The sequence below is a fragment of the Syntrophales bacterium genome (assembly GCA_030018935.1).
Taxonomy (GTDB): domain Bacteria; phylum Desulfobacterota; class Syntrophia; order Syntrophales; family CG2-30-49-12; genus CG2-30-49-12.
On the sequence record JASEGZ010000040.1, the window covers coordinates 1 to 19,788 of the forward strand.

Genomic DNA, 19,788 nt, shown 5'->3' on the forward strand with positions numbered 1-19,788 from the left:
CAGAAAAAAGGGTGAGCCTCAAAGATACCCCCTCCGGCGCCACATGGGAAATTGAATAATGAAAACAATACATTCCCGCCGTATTTTCGCGAGCGAAGCCTGCGAAAATATTTAGACGCTCACCCTCTTTCCTCCTGCAACACCCGCCAGTACCGACCTGGCCATCAGGTCATTCCTCCGATTCGCGCCGCCCATCAGCCCGCTTCTGAATCCTGCCGTCAAAGTGCTGCGCCTTGACTCTCTTGAGATGTTCCTGCAACGGCGAGCTAAACCGCTCCGCAAGCATGGTCACACGGTCCTTCTGTCCCTTCCCATCCCGCACGGTGATCTGCCGAACAGCAAAGTCAATATCCTTGACCCGCAGGCGAACACATTCCATCAACCTCATGCCCGTACCGTACAGCAGTTGAATTATGAGCAGATACTTGCCCCCTAACCTGTTAAGCAGTCCTTTGACTTCATCCTGCGTCAGCACCACAGGCATTTTGGGACCCCTTTTGGCGCGCACTGTTTTGCTGAGATCCTGAAGACTAATTTTCAGCACTTCCCGGAAGAGAAACAGCAGGGCATTGAATGCCTGGTTCTGAGTGGATGATGATACTCTTTGCCTTATGGCAAGATGGCTCAGGAAATCCCTTACATCCGTCTCATCAGCGCCACTCTTTTGCCAATCCTTGCCTTTTGTAGCGGTAACATAAGTATAAAACCTGTGGAACCACTCCAGGTAGGTCCGTTCAGTACTGTAGGCATAATGCTTGATTCTTATCGCCTCCCGGAGTTTCTGCCGCGTTCCCTGATAATCCGGGAATCTGTTCTGAGAAACGGATTCTGCATTTGGTGATAATGATGATGTGTCACCGGACAGAAAATGATTCAAATAAAGTCCGACGGCGTTATCCGCCTGATTCACCTGCCAGTTCTGTAGTTTTTGCTCTTTTGTCAAGGAATCAAGAAAAAGCCTTTTTCTAAGCTCTATAGCTTTATCCTGATGCCTGTTGGAAAAGGAGAGGAATCTGCTCGCCCACAGGGTATAAAAAGAAACTTGCCCTTCCGGCGCCAGCTTACGCTCAACGAGAAATTTTTGGAAATCGGGTAAAATTTCTTTCACAAAGCAGCTCCCTGTCAAAGGATCAATGTTATACTGATTACTTAATAACTGATAATAAACATATTATCGGTACATTATAAAGAAAATTCTTTGACTTTTCGCATAAATCAGTCTAAATTTCTGGCATCCTTCAAAAAGAAATGATCGTCAGGCGAATAGTAAGGTATTACGTATATTAATTGTTATCCGAATCTGTAGATGTTACATGGCACTATAAGAAAAGCCCGCCATCCACACCAATGATCTGTCCCGTAATGTAACTGGCATCATCGGAGGCGATAAAGATAAACATCGGCGGGATTTCCCTCGGTTCCGACATCCTTCCCAATGCTCGGGAGGCAACTATCTTCTTGAAGACCTCATCAGGGATATTGTCGTACATCCTGGTTTTATGGGAGGGAGAGACAACATTGACGGTTATATTATATCTTCCTAATTCTTTCGCACAAGTCTTGGTGAAGGCAATCACACCTGCTTTAGCGGCGCTGTAGTTTGCCTGCCCTATATTCCCCGACCTTCCTGAGGCAGAGGCCACATTTATTATTCTTCCATACCTCTGTTCAATCATATACCCTATGGCTGCCTTGGTACATGTAAAGACCCCTTTCAAATCTACAGATATTACGGAGTCCCAATCCTCTTCGGTCATCTTAACGAGAGATCTATCCCTTGTAATCGCGGCGTTGTTTACCAGCACATCTATCCTTCCAAAATTATCAATGGCTGTCCGGATTATCCTCTGTCCCCCCTCCATAGTGACGACGGAATCGTAGCTAGCCACCGCCTGTCCACCGGATGCCTGAATCTCCCTTACAACCTCATCAACAGGTTCAGGAGTTGTGCCATTGATCACCACCTTCGCTCCCTCTTTCGCCATTTCCAATGCCACCAATCTTCCCATACCACGACTAGAACCGGTAATTACCGCAACTTTGCCCTTTAATTTCATCTGAAAATCTCCTCAGCCCCCTTTTCCAAAAATCCCCCCCCCTTTTACAAAGGGGGGGGGATTTTCATTGTCCTTTGTGTCTCTTTGAGACATGAATGTTTCATACACTTTCTCCCCCGTTTTGAAATTACAAATTGGACATCTACCTTCTAAGATGAAAGAACGGAACCCCAACGTTTACCTGCCATCCTTGAGCGTCCCGATCAGATCGTTAATGTCTTTCATGTGATGTCTCTTCAGATAATTGTCAATACCTTCAAGGATATCCAGTGTGGCACGAGGATTGATGAAATTTGCCGTGCCGATTTGCACGGCCCTGGCCCCCACAATCAGGAACTCAAGGGCATCGTTCGCATCTATAATGCCCCCCACCCCGATGACGGGGATAGACACCCTGTTGACAACTTCCCAGACCATCCTCAGGGCAATCGGTTTTATGGCCGGACCGGACAGTCCACCGGTGATGTTTTTGAGATGGGGCGCCCTCTGTTCAATATCAACAGACATCCCGGTTAAGGTATTGATCAGGGAGATAGCATCGGCCCCTGCTGCCTCAACACTTTCGGCAATTTCGGCAATATCACCTACATTGGGTGTCAGCTTGACAATGACGGGAAGGTCTGTGAAAGATTTTACCGCACCAGTTACTTCATAAGCCGTATCGGGATGAGCGCCAAAGGCAATGCCCCCCCTCTTGACGTTGGGACAGGAGATATTGATCTCCAGACCATGGATCCCTTCCACCGTGCTCAATATTGCAGCAATTTTTTTATATTCATTAATGGTTTCGCCAAAGATATTGGCGATGACAGCCACATCGAAGGACCGCAGAAAGGGGAGTTTTTCATCAATGAAAGCCCTTACACCCACATTCTCCATCCCGATGGCGTTGAGCATCCCGCAAGGGGTCTCCATAATTCGTGGCGGCGGGTTTCCTTTCCTCGCTTCCAGGGATAACCCCTTGACAATCAAGGCGCCTAACCGGTTAATATCTATATACGGCGCATACTCCTTCCCGTAACCAAAAGTTCCCGATGCCGTCATCAGGGGGTTCTTGAGGATCAGGCCACCTATGTCAACCGCCATTGACGGTTCAGAATTATTTATTTGCTCCTTCTTGTTTTTCACGAGAGACACCGGGTCAGTTCCAGACGATATCGCGTATATCGAAAACGGGGCCGTCCTGACATGCACACCTGTACTGTGTTTTATCTCCCCCTGCTTTTACGTGGATGGCACAGCCGAGACAGGCCCCCACCCCACAGGCCATGCGCTCCTCCACCGATACCTGGCAGGAAATATCTTGATCTTTCAGAAGTTCAGCCAACCGTTTCATCATGGCGCGAGGACCACAGGCATAGATAACGGAATCACCATGCAGATACGATTCGATGTCCTCCGCTAAGAGTTCCGTAACGAAACCACGATAACCACTGCTGCCGTCATCAGTACTGATTTTAATCTCTGTACAGGTCTCTTTCAGCCTGTCCATTCCCACAATATGATCGGCGCTCTTTGCTCCCAGATAAGCAATTATCCGATGATCATTTGTCGGGAGTTTCCTGTAATGAGAAGCTAAGAACGATAGGGGGACAACACCGATCCCTCCTGCAAGGAGGACAATTTTTTTTATTTCCGGAAAAATATCAAATCCATGACCCAGGGGACCCAAAATTTCGAGATCTTCCCCCGGTTTCAGACGGGACAGCGCAAACGTCCCTTTACCCATGGTTCTGTAAAGTAACTCAATCACCAGGGCAGTTTTATCCCGTTCAAAGGCATAGATACTAAGGGGTCTTCCCAGAAGGGGTTCTATCCTGCCCCTTATCCTTACCATGACAAACTGACCGGGTAGAGGTATCGCCAATGATGCCGGTAGTTTTACACGCATTAAAAAATGCCGGGGGACCAATTCCCGATTCAGGACGATTTCCCCGACCACCATGGACATGACATCACTCATGATGGATCTTCTTCAGACATTCTTTCAGGCATGCCCACATGATCAGGGCATCTTCCTGGGGAGCAGAATAATAGAGTGGTCTTATTCCCTTGACCACAAAACCGAATTTTTCGTATAATTTCCTGGCGCTTTCATTCGAGCGGCGTACCTCAAGGGTAACCCACTTAGCCCCTTTGGCGCAGGAAAGTCTGATCATCTCTCTCACCAGCCTTCCCGCAACTCCTGTTCTTCTTAGATTTTCCTTTACCGCAATGTTATGAAGATGAACTTCCCCGGCAACGACCCAGAAATTCATGTAACCGGCAATTTCCTTTCCCCGCTCTCCCTGTATTTTCGCTACCAGATTATTGGACATCGTCGAATACAGCTCCTGCACAAACATGTCCTCTGACCAGGGTGTGGGAAAAGAAGCCCGTTCAATGGATAAAACATCCTCCAGATCATCTACCGTCATGTATGTGATCTCAATGATCGCCTTACTTATCAACTTTTTTATTTAATATCTCACTGGCCAGGTATATATTTTTCCTGCCGTATTCCTTTATATAACAGGCAAAATCCTTCAGGTTCATTCCTTTTTTTCTCATATTGGGAAGCTTAAGCAGCATGGGAAGATTGACACCAGTGACTACCTCCACCTTTCCCTCTTTCAGGAAAGAGAGAGAAATATTGGAAGGGGTACCTCCGAAAAGATCCGTGAGAATCAAAACACCCTGACCCTGGTCCAGCTTCTTTATCGCTGTACTGATTTCCTTCTTTAATTCCTCTACAGTCTTCGTCTGATCTACCGAGACATGATGCACGCCCTTTAAGCTGCCTTCGATCAACTCAGTAGCTCGTATCAACTCGTTTCCTAAGTTCCCATGAGTTGTAATCAGCACACCTATCATATTTTACACCCCCTCCATAGAAGTACCATTTGCTATGCTAATAATTGATTGTGGACCCATTGTCAAGGTTTCATCACCAGGATTCGTACTTTTCCCCTTGACACATAAACATCTCTATCTCTATATTTCCCGTGTCTTCAGAAAGGAGAAATACGTGAGCTCGAATCAAAAACTGAATAAGTGGGTGCAGAAGATGGCCGAAATGTGCAAACCGGCTAATATCCACTGGTGCGACGGGTCACAGAAAGAATACGACAATTTGTGCGAACTCATGGTGAAATCAGGCACTTTTCTCAAACTGAACGAAAAGAAGATGCCGGGCAGTTACCTTTCCAGGTCAAATCCAGACGATGTGGCACGTGTGGAAGACAAAACTTTTATCTGCTCAGGAAAAAGAGAAGACGCCGGGCCTACAAATAACTGGCGCGACCCCCATCAGATGAGGAAGGTACTTACAGACCTGTTTAACGGTTCCATGAGGGGGAGAACCATGTACGTCATCCCTTTCAGTATGGGCCCCCTGGACTCTGATATCGCTCATATCGGCGTGGAACTAACCGACTCACCTTATGTAGTGTGCAACATGAGAATTATGACCCGCATGGGACAAGCCGTCCTGGATATCCTTGGTCCAGGCGGTGATTTCGTTTCTTGTCTCCACTCGGTCGGCATGCCCCGAAAGAAGGGCGAGAAAGATGTCGCCTGGCCATGTAACCCCGGGAACACGTACATTGTTCATTTTCCCGAGGAACGGACAATCTGGTCATACGGAAGCGGTTACGGTGGCAATGCCCTTCTCAGCAAGAAATGTTTCGCCCTTCGTATCGCCTCTTCCATGGCGCATGAGGAGGATTGGCTGGCCGAACATATGCTGATACTGGGAATTACCTCTCCCGAGGGGATAAAAAAGTATTTCACGGGAGCCTTTCCCAGCGCCTGTGGGAAGACCAACCTTGCCATGCTTGCGCCCACGATTCCCGGCTGGAAGGTGGAGTGCGTGGGGGATGATATCGCCTGGATGAAATTTGGCCGGGATGGGAGGCTGTACGCCATCAATCCGGAATACGGCTTTTTCGGGGTTGCGCCGGGGACATCCACGGATTCCAACCCGAATGCCATGCTTACCATAACCAAAAACACAATTTTCACCAATGTTGCCCTCACTCTAGATGGTGATGTCTGGTGGGAACAGATGACGGATGAAGAACCGGAAAAGCTTGTTGACTGGAAAGGCGAGGCATGGTATCCAGGGTGTGGCCGGTTGGCTGCACATCCGAATGCGCGTTTCACGGCGCCGGCAGCTCAATGCCCGATAATTGATGCTTCCTGGGAAGACCCGAGGGGTGTTCCCATCTCGGCGATCCTCTTCGGTGGCCGTCGTACAAACGTCGTCCCCCTGGTGCATCAGGCCTTTAACTGGCAGCATGGAACGTTCCTCGGTTCCATCGTCAGTTCCGAAACGACGGCAGCCGCAACGGGAAAGGTAGGTCAATTGCGGAGGGATCCCTTTTCCATGCTTCCCTTCTGTGGCTACCATATGGGTGATTACTTTGCCCACTGGCTTGCCATGGGAAAGAAGACCGAAGAAAGCAAGCTTCCAGAGATCTTCTATGTGAACTGGTTTCGTAAAACACCCGATGGCAAATGGCTGTGGCCGGGTTATGGTGAAAACAGCCGGGTGTTGAAATGGATATTCGCACAGACGGAGGGCAAGGGTAAGGCTGTGGAAACCCCCATCGGTTATCTGCCTGCGGCGGATGCTATTGATACTTCCGGACTTGATATTTCGGCTGAAGATATGGCAGAACTTCTCCGGGTAGATACCGAGGGGTGGCTGAAAGAAGTGGCCAGCATCAGGAGATACTACAGGAAATTCGGCGACAAACTCCCCTCTGCCCTCCGGGACGAATTGGGTGCACTGGAAAAAAGATTAGCGAAACAGTAGAATAGCGTTCAGCTTTCAGCCGTCAGCTTTCAGTAAAAACACAGGCTTAGACAAGACCCCCTCTCATTGTTAAAGCAATGTTTTATGATGGATAATTCATTACTTTTTTTATCTTGCTGATGGCTGACTGCTGAACGCTTACAGGATAACAGTATGACGGTGAAAGTCAAAAAACGCTGTCCCCTCTGTGGTGGAGAAGTAGAATGCTACCAAAACCCGCTTCCCACCGTGGATGTTATCATCGAGCTGGATGAGGGGGGAATCGTTCTTGTGAGACGAAAAAATCCCCCCTGCGGATGGGCTATCCCCGGAGGTTTTGTTGACTATGGAGAGTCCCTTGAAGATGCAGCCATCAGGGAATCTAAAGAGGAGACAGGTCTGGATGTCGTTCTCCGGAAACAACTGCACACATACTCAAGACCAGACAGAGATCCACGCCATCATACGATTACCACCGTCTTTATTGTTAGGGCAAGCGGCACACCTGTTGCCGCCGATGATGCCGCGGAAATCGGCATCTTCACAAAGGAAAATCTCCCCTCTCCACTTATGTTCGACCATGAACAGATATTAGCAGATTATTTTAATACTACCCCGCAAGTATAATGTCAAGTGCTTGTATTTACTACAGAAAAAGGGTCAAAAAGAAATAATAAGCCGTGGAAAATTATTTTACCCGAGCCGATATAAGGCAGATCGAGGCAACAGGCCTGACGGTAGAGCGGGTTTTAGAACAGATTGACCTTTTAAAAAGGGGTGTTCCCCCGATCAGGTTGAATAGGCCATGTATTATCAATGACGGCATCGTTGATATTACAGGCTCTGAAGAGGAGCGAAATGCCCTCCTCACATCCTACGATGAGGCGGCCGCTGATGGACGATTCCTGAAATTTGTGCCCGCTTCCGGAGCGGCCAGCCGCATGTTTCGGGACTGGTATCGGGTCCTTGAGAGGGGCGGTTTTGATTCTGAGGAAGAGGGTGCAAAATTTGCCCAGGACCTCAAAAAATTTGCCTTCTTTGATGATTTGAGTGTGGCGGTCTCCCAAAAAGGGGATAACATACAGGACTTGATCAGAGGCGCGAGATTTGCCAGTGTCCTGGAATATATCCTCACGTCGAGGGGTTTAGACTACGGGCAACTCCCCAAGGCGCTCCTTAAATTCCATGCCTATCCGGGAGGCAATCGCACTGCCCTCGAGGAGCATCTGGTGGAGGCGGCCCTGTATGTCCGGGATGGCAACCGTGTCTGTCGTCTCCATTTTACCGTCTCCAGGGAACATAAAAAAGGTGTGGAGGATTATCTATTCCAGGTCAAGGGGGGTTATGAAAAGCGTTATAACGTGAAGTTTAATCTTGAGCTTTCCACGCAGCTTCCCTCCACCGATACCATTGCGGTGGATATGGAAAACCGCCCCTTCCGGAATCAGAATGGTTCCTTAGCTTTCCGACCGGGCGGCCACGGCGCCCTCCTAAAAAATTTAAATCAAGCCGGGGGAGCGATTATCTTTATAAAGAATATAGATAATGTTGTTCCCGACAGATTAAAACCAACCACCATCATTTATAAAAAGATCATCGGGGGATACCTGATCACCCTTCAGAAAGAGATATTTAGGTATTTACGCCTCCTGTCTGAGGATAATAGGATTACGGAAGAGCTGATGAAGGAGATAGACGATTTTTGCCTCAAAAAACTCAATATCACATTTCCCGCGGGCTTTAAGGATTTATCTCTTTTAGACAGACGCGCCTTCATTTGTGAAAGGTTGAACCGGCCCCTTCGCGTGTGTGGCATGGTTAAAAATGAAGGGGAACCGGGGGGAGGTCCCTTCTGGGTGGATGAGAGGGATGGGACCCTTGCACTTCAGATTATAGAGAAATTTCAGATAGATAGAAATTCTCAAACGCAGAGGGCCATCTGGTCTGCGGCCACCCACTTTAACCCCGTTGACCTTGTGTGTGGGGTGAGGGATTACAGAGGACGGAGATTCGATCTCCATCAGTTTGTCAATCAGGAAACCGTCGGCATTTCACAGAAGTCTGAAAAGGGAAAGGAGACAAAGGCGCTGGAGCTTCCCGGTTTGTGGAATGGTTCTATGCACTTCTGGAATACGGCCTTTGTTGAGGTTCCTGGGGAAACATTTAATCCCGTAAAGACCGCCGATGATTTTCTGAGAGAGAAACATCAGCCGTGACAGGCAGGCGCCGGGCTGTCAAAAGGAGAGGAACATGTTAAAAGGGAAAAAGATAGGATTCATCGGTGGCGGGAAGATGGGAGGCGTCCTTATCGGTAGCGTCATCTCCCATGGTCTGGTAAATGCAGGCGCGGTAATGGCCTCTGATGTAGTCAGGGAAAGGCTTGCGGAACTCAAGGAACTCTATGGTGTGCATGTAACAGAGGATAATAGAGAGGTTGCAGGCGGCGCTGATCTGGTTATTCTGGCGGTAAAACCACAGAATATGGCAGAAGTCCTGGAGGAGATGTCCAGTGTTGGCGAGAGACCTGGAGTGATCATCTCTATTGCGGCTGGTATTTCCACGAGTTTCATCGAGGGTTATCTCAGGAAAGGAGCGCGGGTTATCAGGGCCATGCCGAATATGCCGGCCATGATCGGTGAAGGGGTTACCGCCCTTGCCTGCGGCAGGGGCGCCACAGAAGAGGACATTGCTTTGGCCCGTCTCATCTTTAACTCAGTGGGAATAACGGTTTTTGTTGAAGAGAAACTCATGGATGCGGTAACCGGGCTCAGTGGAAGTGGTCCTGCCTATGGATTTGTCGTTATTGAAGCGCTTTCAGATGCAGGCGTCCGTATGGGGTTGAGTAGAGACGTAGCCTTGAGGTTGTCGGCACAGACCATCCTGGGTGCAGCCAGGCTTTGCCTTGTAAGCGGTAAACACCCTGCGGAATTGAGGGACATGGTTACCTCACCGGGAGGTACGACCATTGCAGGACTGAAGGTCCTTGAGGAAGGTAAGCTCAGGGCCACTCTGATGGCGGCTGTGGAAGCAGCGACCGTGCGTGCCAGGGAATTGGGCAGCGGTAAATAGCAAAGGAAAAGCATTTTGCCTGTGCTCATTTCAGGATCGATAACGTTTTAAAGCGCATCAATAACATTATAGATAGACCTTTCTCCTTCCATATCTTTGATACTTATGATACTTACGTTATCTATCTTTTCGACCTTAAAAAAATCCTTAATGTCCTCGTATGTTTCACTGCAGATGAGGATTTGATCTTCCTGGGCGATCCGTTCCAGCCGTGCCGCTAAATTCACAGGTTGCCCCAGTGCCGTATACTCTTTCCTGATGGCGGATCCGAAAATTCCAACCATCGTTTCTCCCGTACTGATTCCGAAACCTACAGGAATTTTTAAGTTTTTTTTACTTATTTCCTTATTTATTTCGGCTACTTTTTTCCGCATCGAAATTGCACAGGCAACAGCCCGGCGCGCATCATCTTTCTGGGTGATCGGCGCCCCGAATATCCCCATAATGCTGTCACCGATGTGTTTATCGAGTGTGCCATTATGTTCAAAAATAATGTTATCGAGAGGGTAGAAGTAATTAAGGTTCAAAAGTTCTGATAACTCGTGAGGAGTTAGAGATTCAGATATTTTAGAGAATCCGCGGATGTCCGTAAAGAGAATGGTTACTCTCTGGTTTCGAGGATCCAGGTTCTTGCTGAATTTCTGCAGTTCGCTAAGAACCTGAACAGGCACGAATTGTTTCAACCTCTTTTTGATGTGAAATTCCTTAATCTTCAGTCTGATTTCATTGTTGTCGAAAGGTTTGGTTAAGAAGCCGTCAATGTCTGAATTGACGCTTTCTATAGCACGGTCGAGGGTCGCATAGCCAGTCAGGATAATCCTGATAATTTCGGGGTTAATTTTACCGATTTCTGTTAGTGTCTCTAAACCGTCCAGACCAGGCATCTTGAAATCTGAGATGACCGTTTCTATTTCATTGATCAACTTTCGAACGATTTCAATGGCTTCCATGCCATTTTCTGCTAAAAGAACCTCATAACTATCTTTTTGAAGGACCTTTTTCAGAGATATCCTGACACCTTCTTCATCATCCACAATTAAGATTCTTATCATGTCACCCTCACTTTACATGGGAGGTCTATGGTAAACGTTGTACCCTTGCCCTGTTTACTACTTACCGAGATAAGTCCTTCATTTTTTACTACTACTCTCTCTCGAAATTAATCCAAAGACGAAATCTTCCTTTTTATTAATAGATCAATATAAGGATCCTTATTTTTGTTAAGAGTTTTTCGATAATACTCGAGGGCCTTCCCCCGATTATTCATCTGCTCATAAGTTCTGGCTATGTTCCTATAGTTGATGCCTTTAAAGCTGCCCCTCAGGTCTGCTTTGACCGCCTTTTCAAATGACACCAGGGTATCCTTAAAGTTTTTCCTCGACTCATAACAGTAACCCAATCCCACATAGGCAAGGGTTAAAAGATCATTGTCCTCCGGCGCCCTCCTGAGGAATTCTTGATATGCCTTAATTGATGCGTCAATTTCGTGGATACGGAAATACAGGTTACCCAACTGGTAATAGGCAATCGTGGCTGCTCGGGTGTCGGAGTATTTTGATGTGACGTCTCGATAAAATTGAATGGCCTGGGTGAGGTCGCCCTTCATCCGAGCATCATAGGCCCGGGCATAGATCTTCTCAGCGTTTTTCTCATGATTTAGCCGGAAAATATACCACCCGCCTGAAATCAGAAAGATCAAGATAAGAATTCCTGAAATCAGATAGATCCTGGGTTTGTTTTCCGATGCGTAATGCATCACCTTCTGGAACACTGATTGAAACAGGTCCGGTTGTTTAAGCTCCTTTTTCGTAACTTTTCTGACTTTTCCTGCCATACAATTTTCCCCACTCTCTACTTTCTTGTCCTCTTTAATCTCTATCCCTACTCCCTGACCCTGATCCCTGACCCCCTGTCCTCTATCCTCTGACCTCTGTCCTCTGTCCCCTGACCCTACTGATTGATCTTTTCCATAACAAAGCCAGGAATCCTCACAATTTTCCCCTGTCTGTTCGTACATGCATGAACCGTGTATCCTTCGACAAGGGTATTTTCTCTCTTTTCATCCCAGATGAGATAATTAAATTTAATGCTTGCCCTTCTCGCGTGCACGATCTCCGTTTCCACAAGAATAATCTGGTCATACCTGGCCGGCAAAAGATAGTGGCACCAGACCTCTATCGCGGGCAGGTTATAACCCAGGGATTCCATCTCGGCATAAACGACGCCCATCTCTCTCAGTAGTTCTGTACGCCCGATTTCAAACCATTTAATGTAATTGGTATGATAAACGATACCCATGGCATCGGTATCAGCATAGGTAACCCTTATCTTAACAGGATTTTTCTTCAATAAATTCCCTCCAGTTTTTTATGAAGGCATCCATGAGGAGATAGCCGGGAGAGATCAGAATCCCCGTATCTTTTGCTGACGTTTCCCCAAATGCCGGAGCATTCCTCCGATTTTCACCATCGTCAAAGGACAGGACGGCAAAGGGGGGCGGCTCCGGGGAGTGCGTCATCAGGCTGATGGGAGTTAGATGATCACTTAAGACCATTACCCTGAAAGGGCATAAAGAACCCAAACCTTTTAAGATGGTACCGACAACTTTTTCATCAAAATCTTCGATGGCCTGAATCTTTCCCTCTATATTCCCCTCGTGGCCCATCTCATCCGGCGCTTCCACATGGACAAAAACAAAATCAAGTTCTCTTAAGGCTTCGAGGGCCGCCTCAGCCTTTCCTATATAGTTGGTATCGGTATATCCGGTTGCACCCTCCACATGGATGACTTTAAGACCCGCTAACACGCCAATACCTTTTAAAAGATCAACAGCCGATATTATTCCACCTGTTAAATGGTATTTTTTCGTGAGCTGAACAATCCGGGGCACCCTTCCCTGCCCCCAGAGCCAGATGGAATGGACCGGTTTCTTCCCCTCCGAAAGACGCACTCTGTTTACCGGATGGTCAAGGAGTATCTCCCGGGAACGTTGCATGAGGTTATTTATCTCAAGAGCGCCATCCCCCTGTGGTAGATAGTCATTGAGCAACCTGCCGGTAATATCATGGGGAGGGGTTGTCTTAAGGAATTCCTTGCCGTGTCTCCATACAAGGAGATGCCTGTAGCCAACACCTGGATAGAACTGAAACTCAGCGGTTCCAAGCTCCCGATGAAGGTCATCAATGATCTGTCTTGCCTCGGGAGATGTTATATGCCCGGAGGTAAAGTCTTCCATCACGGGCGCCTCTCCTGTCCCGATGGTTACCAGATTACACCGAAAGGCCACATCATCAGGACCGAGTTGCACCCCCATACTGGCCGCTTCCAGTGGCCCCCGTCCAGAATAGCACTTTCGGGGATCGTAACCGAGGACACTGAGGTTTGCTATATCACTCCCCGGTGAAAATCCGGACGGTATGGTATTGACCAGCCCCAGAGTCCCTTCTGACGCTATACGGTCCATGCAAGGGGTACGGGCAAATTCAAGGGGTGTTTTACCATTCAGTTCTTTTAGCGGATAATCGGCCATGCCATCGCCGAGCAGGATCACGTATTTCATGGAAAAGTCCCATTTCAATGCAAAATGCAAAATTAGCAATTATAAGTTTCAAGTTTCAAGTTTTATGACTTATGACTTATGACTTATGACTTATGACTTATGACTTGGCTAATTGTTACGAAAGTTTTTCATCCTCTATCCTGATCAATATCGTTTTCCCCGGGACAATATCAAGCCGATCAATTTCTTTCAGGGCTTCCTGAACATCCCTCTCCCTCGATTTATGGGTGGTCATCACAATAGGCACAGCGCCACACTGCTTTCTGCCCTTCTGAATAACGGCGGCAATACTGATATTATTTTTACCCAGGATCCCCGATATTCTCGAAAGGACACCCGGACGGTCAACGGCAGAAAACCTGAAGTAATAATTGGTGACGATATCATCAACAGGCATCAACCTGATGTCATCAATCATATCTTCAGGAAAGGAACGGGCGGGAATTCTCCCTGAGACACCTTTTAACATATCTCTCGTAATATCCACCAGGTCACCGACTACGGCACTTGCGGTAGGCATCATACCTGATCCCTGACCGTATAAAAAGATCGAATCCGCCGCATCACCGATAACATGAAAGGCGTTGAAATTCCCATTCACGTTTGCCAGTAGATGATCAAAGGGAATCATTGTAGGGTGTATCCTCGCCTCAACGACATTTTCTCTGTGTATCGCGATGGCCAGCAATTTGATACGATATCCGAGCTCCTTTGCAAATTCGATGTCCTGCTGACCGATTCCTGAGATACCCTCCCTGTAAAGGTCATCAATATTGACTCTCTTACCGTAGGCAAGGGTCAATATAATGACTAATTTATGAGCCGTATCTATTCCTTCGATGTCAAACGATGGATCTGCCTCGGCAAATCCAAGTGCCTGGGCCTCTCTAAGAACAACGTCAAAAGCCTTTCCCTCGTCCGTCATTTGGGAAAGGATGTAATTTGAGGTACCGTTCATGATTCCCAGAATAGACTTAATCCTGTTTGCTGCCAGGCTTTCCTTTAATGTCTTGATGATCGGTATGGCGCCGCCGACACTGGCTTCAAAACCGATATTTACTCCTTCTTTGCCAACAGCACGGAAGATCTCATCCCCATATGTGGCGAGAAGGGCCTTGTTCGCCGTTACCACATGTTTTTTGTTGCCTATGGCATCAAGTATGAATGAACGAGCCGGTTCATATCCCCCTATAAGTTCTACAACAATTGCTATCTCAGGGTCTCTTAAAATCTCCTCTGCATCCGTGGTAAGCAGATGCTTGACGACAGAGACGACTCGGGGTGTTGTGATGTCGAGGTCTGCTATCTTTTTTAGAACCAGTTTCGCTCCGAGCCGTTTTTCGAGGAGAGCGCCGCTTTCTTGAAGCAGCTTTACGACCCCTGTGCCAATGGTCCCAAAGCCAATCAAACCAATGTTTATTTCCCTCATAGTTCCATACCTTTGGTCTATTTCACCATCTGGATACACCTGTAGCCGCTATCAATGTAAGCTGACCTGCTCCTATACCAGAACCAAATTTCTGATACGCCGTCCTGTCCGTTCCAATAAAGTTTAATAGTTAGCAGATATTCTCGGTTTTCGCAAGTTATGAATTGACTTTTAAGATAAATTACATTATAAAAATACGACTACTCAGGAACCAGGAACCAGAATTCAGGAGTCAGAAGGTAGGTAATAATATGCAAAAAAAAGCTTCATACAAAAATGCTGGTGTTGACATTGACAGGGCCAATCAGTTTCTTGAACGTATCAAGCCTCTTTTAAAAAAGACACATCGTAAAGAGGTCATGAACACCATCGGTGGTTTTGGAGGGTTGTTTCACCTTAACGTAGAAAAAATCAAAAACCCCATACTGGTTTCCTCCACGGACGGTGTGGGGACAAAACTCAAGATTGCCCAGATGATAAACAAACACGATACTGTTGGTATAGACCTCGTTGCCATGTCGGTAAATGATGTCATCGTTCAGGGGGCGGAGCCCCTCTTCTTCCTCGACTATATCGCCACAGGAAAGTTCTGCATGGAAAGAGGCATTCAAATCATAGAAGGCATTGTCAGGGGATGTGAGGAAGCGGGATGTGCCCTTATCGGTGGTGAAACTGCTGAAATGCCGGGATTTTATGAGCATGGTGAATATGATCTCGTGGGATTCTGTGTTGGTGCCGTAGAGGCAGAAAAACTCATTGATGGTTCGGAAATCCGTGTCGGCGACAGGATCATTGGTATCGCCTCCAGCGGCATTCACAGTAATGGCTTTTCCCTCGCCAGAAGGGTATTATTCGAAGAGGGGAAGTTCAGCGTGGACGACAGAATTGACGGTCTTGATCAGCCCCTCGGTCTGGAACTCCTGCGCCCCACCAAAATCTATGTAAAACCGCTATTAAACCTGATCAAGAACTTTACCATCAAAGGTATCGTGCATATTACCGGTGGTGGATTTATAGATAACATCCCTCGTATCATACCAGGTCCATGCCGTGCCGTGATTGCAAAAGACAGTTGGGAGATACCCCCTATCTTCAAGATCATCCAGACAAAGGGGAATATTGATGATACGGAAATGTTAAGGGTTTTTAATATGGGTATAGGCATGATGATTGTTGTGCCGGAGAAAGAAGCGTCAGAAGTGCTGGAACGTCTCGGGAATTTAGGCGAACGGGCCTATTCCATTGCTGTCATAGAGAAAAGAGAAAACGATCAGCCAGCGGTATCCTTTTCCTAAGGCATGCCTTGAATGAATAGTATGGAAAAAAGATTAAACATAGGTGTTCTCGTTTCTGGAAGTGGCTCCAACCTCCAGTCAATCATTGATCATAGGGAGAAAGGTCTTCTGGATGTAAATATCAGGGTTGTCATCAGTAACAACCCTGACGCCTATGCCCTCGAAAGGTCAAAAAAACACGGAATTCCCACTGTTGTCATCAGTCATAACGATTTTAGAGATAGAGAAGATTTTGACCGGAGAGTGATTGAAGTCCTGAAGGACTATGCGGTGGAACTCGTGGTTCTGGCCGGATTCATGAGAGTAATCACCCCTGCGTTCTTGAATGCGTTTCCCATGAAGATTATGAATATTCATCCGGCGCTTCTCCCCGCTTTTCCGGGGATTCATGCCCAGCAAAGGGCCGTAGAGTATGGCGTAAAATTTTCCGGATGCACGGTTCATTTTGTAGACGAAGGGATTGATACAGGGCCCATCATTATTCAGAGTGTTGTGCCTGTTTATGATGATGACACGGAGGAAAGCCTTGCCGCAAGAATACTGAAGGAAGAACACAGGATCTATCCCCGGGCCATTCAATTCTATGCCGAGGGAAGGATTGAAGTAACCGGTCGGAAGGTCCGTATCAGGGACAGTGAGCGCATTCCCGAATCAGCGCTGCATAACCCGCCCCTCGCGGGGTTTTAACCATGACTATCGTCAGTGCATGTCTTCTCGGAATAAAATGCAGGTATGACGGAAAAGGCTGTCCAGATGAGAGAATGCTGGCCATGATTTCGGGGGGTATTTTCCTTCCCCTCTGTCCCGAACAATTAGGGGGTTTACCCACACCCCGCCCCCCGGCACAGATTACGGGCGGCCATGGGGGCGATGTCCTCGATGACCGGGCAAAGGTGCGTGATGCAAACAACAGGGATGTCACCCGGCATTTTTTAATGGGGGCGGAAGAGGTTATGAAAATGGTAAGACTCATGAAGGTTAAAACAGCGATAATGAAAGAGACGAGTCCCTCCTGTGGGGTATGTTTCATTCATCATGATGATGCCATTGTGAAGGGAATGGGTGTCACCACGGCCCTTCTCCTACGGGAAGGAATTCGTGTCATCTCGTCAGAGGACATAAAAGATTGAAGGGGAGGAATCAATGGATCAAGAAGAATGTAAAGAATATGATTTTAATATTCAAAGCCTGGGGGAGGCGACCATTCCCTCGCCGGTTATTGTCAGTTATTTTACCCCTGACAGCAAGCGCATCCTCTTCAATAGTTACCTTGAACATTGCATTGATTTAAAGGCTGCAGATGGACTTTCCCGTTCTGTTGAGGTGGCAGGCCCCAGGGAGAAGATATTTTTCGATCCCTCCAAGACCAAGGCGGCCATCGCCACCTGTGGCGGTCTATGCCCCGGCATCAATGATGTCATAAGGGCCGTGGTCATGGAGCTCTACCACAGGTACGGGGTGAAAAATATCGTCGGTATCAGGTATGGATTCCAGGGATTAATCCCTCGATACGGGCATAATATATGTGAACTTACACCGGAGACTGTCAAAGACATACTCGGCGTGGGGGGAAGTATACTCTCCTCGTCACGGGGAAGACAGGATGTCGGTGAGATGGTAGATGCCCTGAAACGCATGAATATTGATATCTTTTTTTGCATCGGCGGAGATGGAACCATGAGAGCAGCCGAGGCCATCACCGAAGAGATAACGAAAAGAAATCTAAACATTGCCATCATCGGGATCCCGAAAACTATTGACAATGACCTGAATCTCATCCAGAAGTCTTTCGGATTTGATACGGCCATCTCTGAGGTGGTCAAGGTTATCCGGTGCGCCCATGTGGAAGCAGAGGGCGCCCCGATGGGGATTGGTCTGATCAAGATTATGGGAAGGCAATCAGGACACATTGCAGCCGACTCCGCCTTGGCCCAGAGTGACGTCAACTTTGTCCTGATCCCGGAGGTGCCTTTCGACCTGGAGGGAGAAAAAGGGCTTCTCAAGGCGCTGGAGAAACGTCTCCAGGAAAGAAATCATGGTGTGGTCCTTGTCGCCGAGGGAGCTGGTCAGGAACTTATTCGCCAGGAAAAAAATGAACCCGTGGAAACTGACACCTCGGGCAATATTAAACTTCTTGACATTGGTATATTTTTAAAAACGAAAATAGAGGACCACTTCAAGAAAATAGGGAGGGAAATAAATCTCAAATATATAGACCCGAGTTATACAATTCGCAGCGTCCCTGCCAATGCCAGCGATAGTATCTACTGTGGTGCCCTTGGCCAGTACGCTGTTCATGCAGGGATGGCCGGGGAAACGGGCATGCTGGTGGGGTTGATGAAGGACGAATATGTCCACCTTCCTCTCAAGGCGGTTACCTCAGGTAAGAGGGTGGATCCCGGGGGTAACACCTGGATGCGTGTCCTTGAATCTACAGGGCAGCCGGTTTCCCTGAAAAACTAAAAAATACTTGCAAAATTTACCATTACATTCTAAGAAGCAGCTCATTATTTCAAAGAGGTATTGAATATGTCGAGAGTCTGTGAGGTATGCGGTAAAAAACCTCTCTTTGGTAATAACGTCAGCCATGCCAACAACAAAACAAAAAAGATCTGGTATCCCAATCTGCAGAAATTACGCTGCGTGGATAGTAAAACGGGAGCGGTAAAACGGGTGAAGGTGTGTACCAGGTGTCTCCGTTCTGGTTTCGTGAAGAAGGCGTTATAGAGGTTCAACAAAATTAGAGTTTCTAATTTCTCTTATTGCTGGATACAGAAAGTCTTCATAATCATTGACTAAGGCCATCCCGTAATGGATGAGATTTCTCATCCCCATCCGGTTAAAATCATCATTGCGGTCAAGGCCGAATTTGTCTAGACATAGAGCAATCCGTCCTTCGACATCCATGAAACGGCTCATCCTGTCCATTGAACAGGCATCCCTTCCCCGCCGAACAGCCTCAGCAATGATCTCTTCACTGATGTCGAAAAGCCAGGCGTGTATTTCGCTAAACTCGTCGATCTTATATCGCATTTTTTACCCTCCTTTGACAAGTAACAGGGGGAAATTCTCTTCTTGACATCAAAACTATCTTGATAATATAAGAAGCATACCCTACAAAACAGCAGATAAATGCAGATAAATCATGAACGCAAAAAGTTTACCCACAACGCAATGGAGATTATCCGAAGATAACAGATGTGTTCAGGAGTTGCTGATCAGGGAACTGGGTATAAGTCCGATTATATCCAGGATATTGACAAATCGCGAGATCTCGAATGCCGATGAGGCAAGAAAATATCTTTCCCCTTCCCTTTCCGACTTGCACAATCCCTTCCTCATGAAAGATATGCAAAAGGGTGTACGCAGGCTAATCAAGGCTATCTACAACAAAGAAAAAATCGTTATCTATGGCGACTATGATGCAGATGGTATTACCTCTGTTGTTGTCCTTTTGAAATTCCTTAAGGAAATTATCCATACGGTGGGCTATTACATCCCTGACAGGATCAAGGAGGGATACGGCCTTAACAAGAACGCTATTGATAAAGTAAACCACATACCGGCTAAAGCCGGTAGCTTTGACGTCGGCTGGAAGCCGA

Annotated in this window: 22 protein-coding genes; 10 read left to right on the forward strand and 12 right to left on the reverse strand. The window is 47.3% G+C overall.

Annotated features, from left to right (window positions below):
• Positions 1–169: 169 nt before the first annotated feature.
• The 6 genes from QMD03_07835 to QMD03_07860 form a co-directional block, all read right to left on the reverse strand.
• Entirely contained in the window at positions 170–1,108 is a 939-nt protein-coding gene (locus QMD03_07835) for a phage integrase N-terminal SAM-like domain-containing protein (protein ID MDI6777129.1), read from the reverse strand.
• 211 nt (positions 1,109–1,319) lie between these two features.
• Positions 1,320–2,057, reverse strand: a complete 738-nt coding sequence (locus QMD03_07840; protein MDI6777130.1) for a 3-oxoacyl-ACP reductase family protein — start codon at positions 2,055–2,057, stop codon at positions 1,320–1,322.
• Positions 2,058–2,234: 177 nt separating this feature from the next.
• Positions 2,235–3,185 (reverse strand): dihydroorotate dehydrogenase, encoded by a 951-nt coding sequence (locus QMD03_07845; GenBank protein MDI6777131.1) that lies wholly within the window; start codon positions 3,183–3,185, stop codon positions 2,235–2,237.
• Between the two features lie 13 nt (positions 3,186–3,198).
• Positions 3,199–4,020 carry a dihydroorotate dehydrogenase electron transfer subunit gene (locus tag QMD03_07850; protein MDI6777132.1) on the reverse strand — a complete coding sequence of 274 codons (822 nt, stop codon included), beginning with the start codon at positions 4,018–4,020 and terminating at the stop codon, positions 3,199–3,201.
• Positions 4,013–4,474: a ribosomal protein S18-alanine N-acetyltransferase gene (gene rimI / locus QMD03_07855; protein MDI6777133.1), complete on the reverse strand. Its 462-nt coding sequence runs from the start codon at positions 4,472–4,474 to the stop codon at positions 4,013–4,015. Before rimI ends, QMD03_07850 begins: the two co-directional genes overlap by 8 nt.
• A 22-nt stretch (positions 4,475–4,496) precedes the next feature.
• Positions 4,497–4,910 carry a PTS sugar transporter subunit IIA gene (locus QMD03_07860; protein ID MDI6777134.1) on the reverse strand — a complete coding sequence of 138 codons (414 nt, stop codon included), beginning with the start codon at positions 4,908–4,910 and terminating at the stop codon, positions 4,497–4,499.
• Positions 4,911–5,007: 97 nt separating this feature from the next.
• Between QMD03_07860 and QMD03_07865 the strand changes: the two genes are divergently transcribed.
• The 4 genes from QMD03_07865 to proC all read left to right on the forward strand — a co-directional run bounded on the left by QMD03_07865 (position 5,008) and on the right by proC (position 9,903).
• Positions 5,008–6,855 (forward strand): phosphoenolpyruvate carboxykinase (GTP), encoded by a 1,848-nt coding sequence (locus QMD03_07865; GenBank protein MDI6777135.1) that lies wholly within the window; start codon positions 5,008–5,010, stop codon positions 6,853–6,855.
• A 153-nt stretch (positions 6,856–7,008) separates the two neighbouring features.
• Positions 7,009–7,461 carry an NUDIX hydrolase gene (locus QMD03_07870; GenBank protein MDI6777136.1) on the forward strand — a complete coding sequence of 151 codons (453 nt, stop codon included), beginning with the start codon at positions 7,009–7,011 and terminating at the stop codon, positions 7,459–7,461.
• A gap of 53 nt (positions 7,462–7,514) precedes the next feature.
• Positions 7,515–9,050, forward strand: a complete 1,536-nt coding sequence (locus QMD03_07875; GenBank protein MDI6777137.1) for a DUF4301 family protein — start codon at positions 7,515–7,517, stop codon at positions 9,048–9,050.
• 34 nt (positions 9,051–9,084) lie between these two features.
• On the forward strand, positions 9,085–9,903 hold the full coding sequence (proC, locus tag QMD03_07880; GenBank protein ID MDI6777138.1) for a pyrroline-5-carboxylate reductase: 819 nt from the start codon (positions 9,085–9,087) through the stop codon (positions 9,901–9,903).
• Between the two features lie 47 nt (positions 9,904–9,950).
• Here proC and QMD03_07885 read toward each other — a convergent pair whose 3' ends face one another.
• The 5 genes from QMD03_07885 to QMD03_07905 all read right to left on the reverse strand — a co-directional run bounded on the left by QMD03_07885 (position 9,951) and on the right by QMD03_07905 (position 14,891).
• Positions 9,951–10,955, reverse strand: coding sequence for an adenylate/guanylate cyclase domain-containing protein (locus QMD03_07885; protein MDI6777139.1), 1,005 nt, complete (start codon positions 10,953–10,955; stop codon positions 9,951–9,953).
• A gap of 107 nt (positions 10,956–11,062) precedes the next feature.
• The gene (locus QMD03_07890) at positions 11,063–11,737 is read right to left on the reverse strand and encodes a tetratricopeptide repeat protein (protein MDI6777140.1); all 675 of its coding nucleotides are present in this window, start codon (positions 11,735–11,737) and stop codon (positions 11,063–11,065) included.
• Positions 11,738–11,853: 116 nt separating this feature from the next.
• A complete protein-coding gene (locus QMD03_07895) occupies positions 11,854–12,252 on the reverse strand; it encodes a thioesterase family protein (protein MDI6777141.1) in 399 nt (132 codons plus the stop codon).
• Positions 12,233–13,462: a cofactor-independent phosphoglycerate mutase gene (locus QMD03_07900; GenBank protein MDI6777142.1), complete on the reverse strand. Its 1,230-nt coding sequence runs from the start codon at positions 13,460–13,462 to the stop codon at positions 12,233–12,235. The genes QMD03_07895 and QMD03_07900 overlap by 20 nt, the downstream gene beginning before the upstream one ends.
• 115 nt (positions 13,463–13,577) lie before the next feature.
• Positions 13,578–14,891 carry a homoserine dehydrogenase gene (locus QMD03_07905; GenBank protein ID MDI6777143.1) on the reverse strand — a complete coding sequence of 438 codons (1,314 nt, stop codon included), beginning with the start codon at positions 14,889–14,891 and terminating at the stop codon, positions 13,578–13,580.
• A gap of 251 nt (positions 14,892–15,142) precedes the next feature.
• Between QMD03_07905 and purM the strand changes: the two genes are divergently transcribed.
• The 5 genes from purM to rpmB all read left to right on the forward strand — a co-directional run bounded on the left by purM (position 15,143) and on the right by rpmB (position 18,913).
• Complete coding sequence (purM, locus tag QMD03_07910) at positions 15,143–16,186, forward strand: phosphoribosylformylglycinamidine cyclo-ligase (GenBank protein MDI6777144.1); 1,044 nt, start codon at positions 15,143–15,145, stop codon at positions 16,184–16,186.
• 21 nt (positions 16,187–16,207) lie between these two features.
• The gene (gene purN / locus QMD03_07915) at positions 16,208–16,873 is read left to right on the forward strand and encodes a phosphoribosylglycinamide formyltransferase (protein ID MDI6777145.1); all 666 of its coding nucleotides are present in this window, start codon (positions 16,208–16,210) and stop codon (positions 16,871–16,873) included.
• A 2-nt stretch (positions 16,874–16,875) separates the two neighbouring features.
• Positions 16,876–17,316: a DUF523 domain-containing protein gene (locus QMD03_07920; GenBank protein ID MDI6777146.1), complete on the forward strand. Its 441-nt coding sequence runs from the start codon at positions 16,876–16,878 to the stop codon at positions 17,314–17,316.
• 13 nt (positions 17,317–17,329) lie between these two features.
• Positions 17,330–18,649 (forward strand): ATP-dependent 6-phosphofructokinase, encoded by a 1,320-nt coding sequence (locus QMD03_07925; GenBank protein ID MDI6777147.1) that lies wholly within the window; start codon positions 17,330–17,332, stop codon positions 18,647–18,649.
• Positions 18,650–18,715: 66 nt separating this feature from the next.
• The gene (gene rpmB / locus QMD03_07930) at positions 18,716–18,913 is read left to right on the forward strand and encodes a 50S ribosomal protein L28 (protein MDI6777148.1); all 198 of its coding nucleotides are present in this window, start codon (positions 18,716–18,718) and stop codon (positions 18,911–18,913) included.
• Here the strand turns inward: rpmB and QMD03_07935 are convergent.
• A complete protein-coding gene (locus QMD03_07935) occupies positions 18,908–19,219 on the reverse strand; it encodes a hypothetical protein (protein ID MDI6777149.1) in 312 nt (103 codons plus the stop codon). The two genes, rpmB and QMD03_07935, sit on opposite strands and share 6 nt — an antisense overlap.
• Positions 19,220–19,331: 112 nt before the next feature.
• On the opposite strand from QMD03_07935, the gene QMD03_07940 reads away from it, so the two are divergent.
• Positions 19,332–19,788: hypothetical protein (locus QMD03_07940; protein ID MDI6777150.1), on the forward strand; the 457-nt coding region annotated here is incomplete at its 3' end.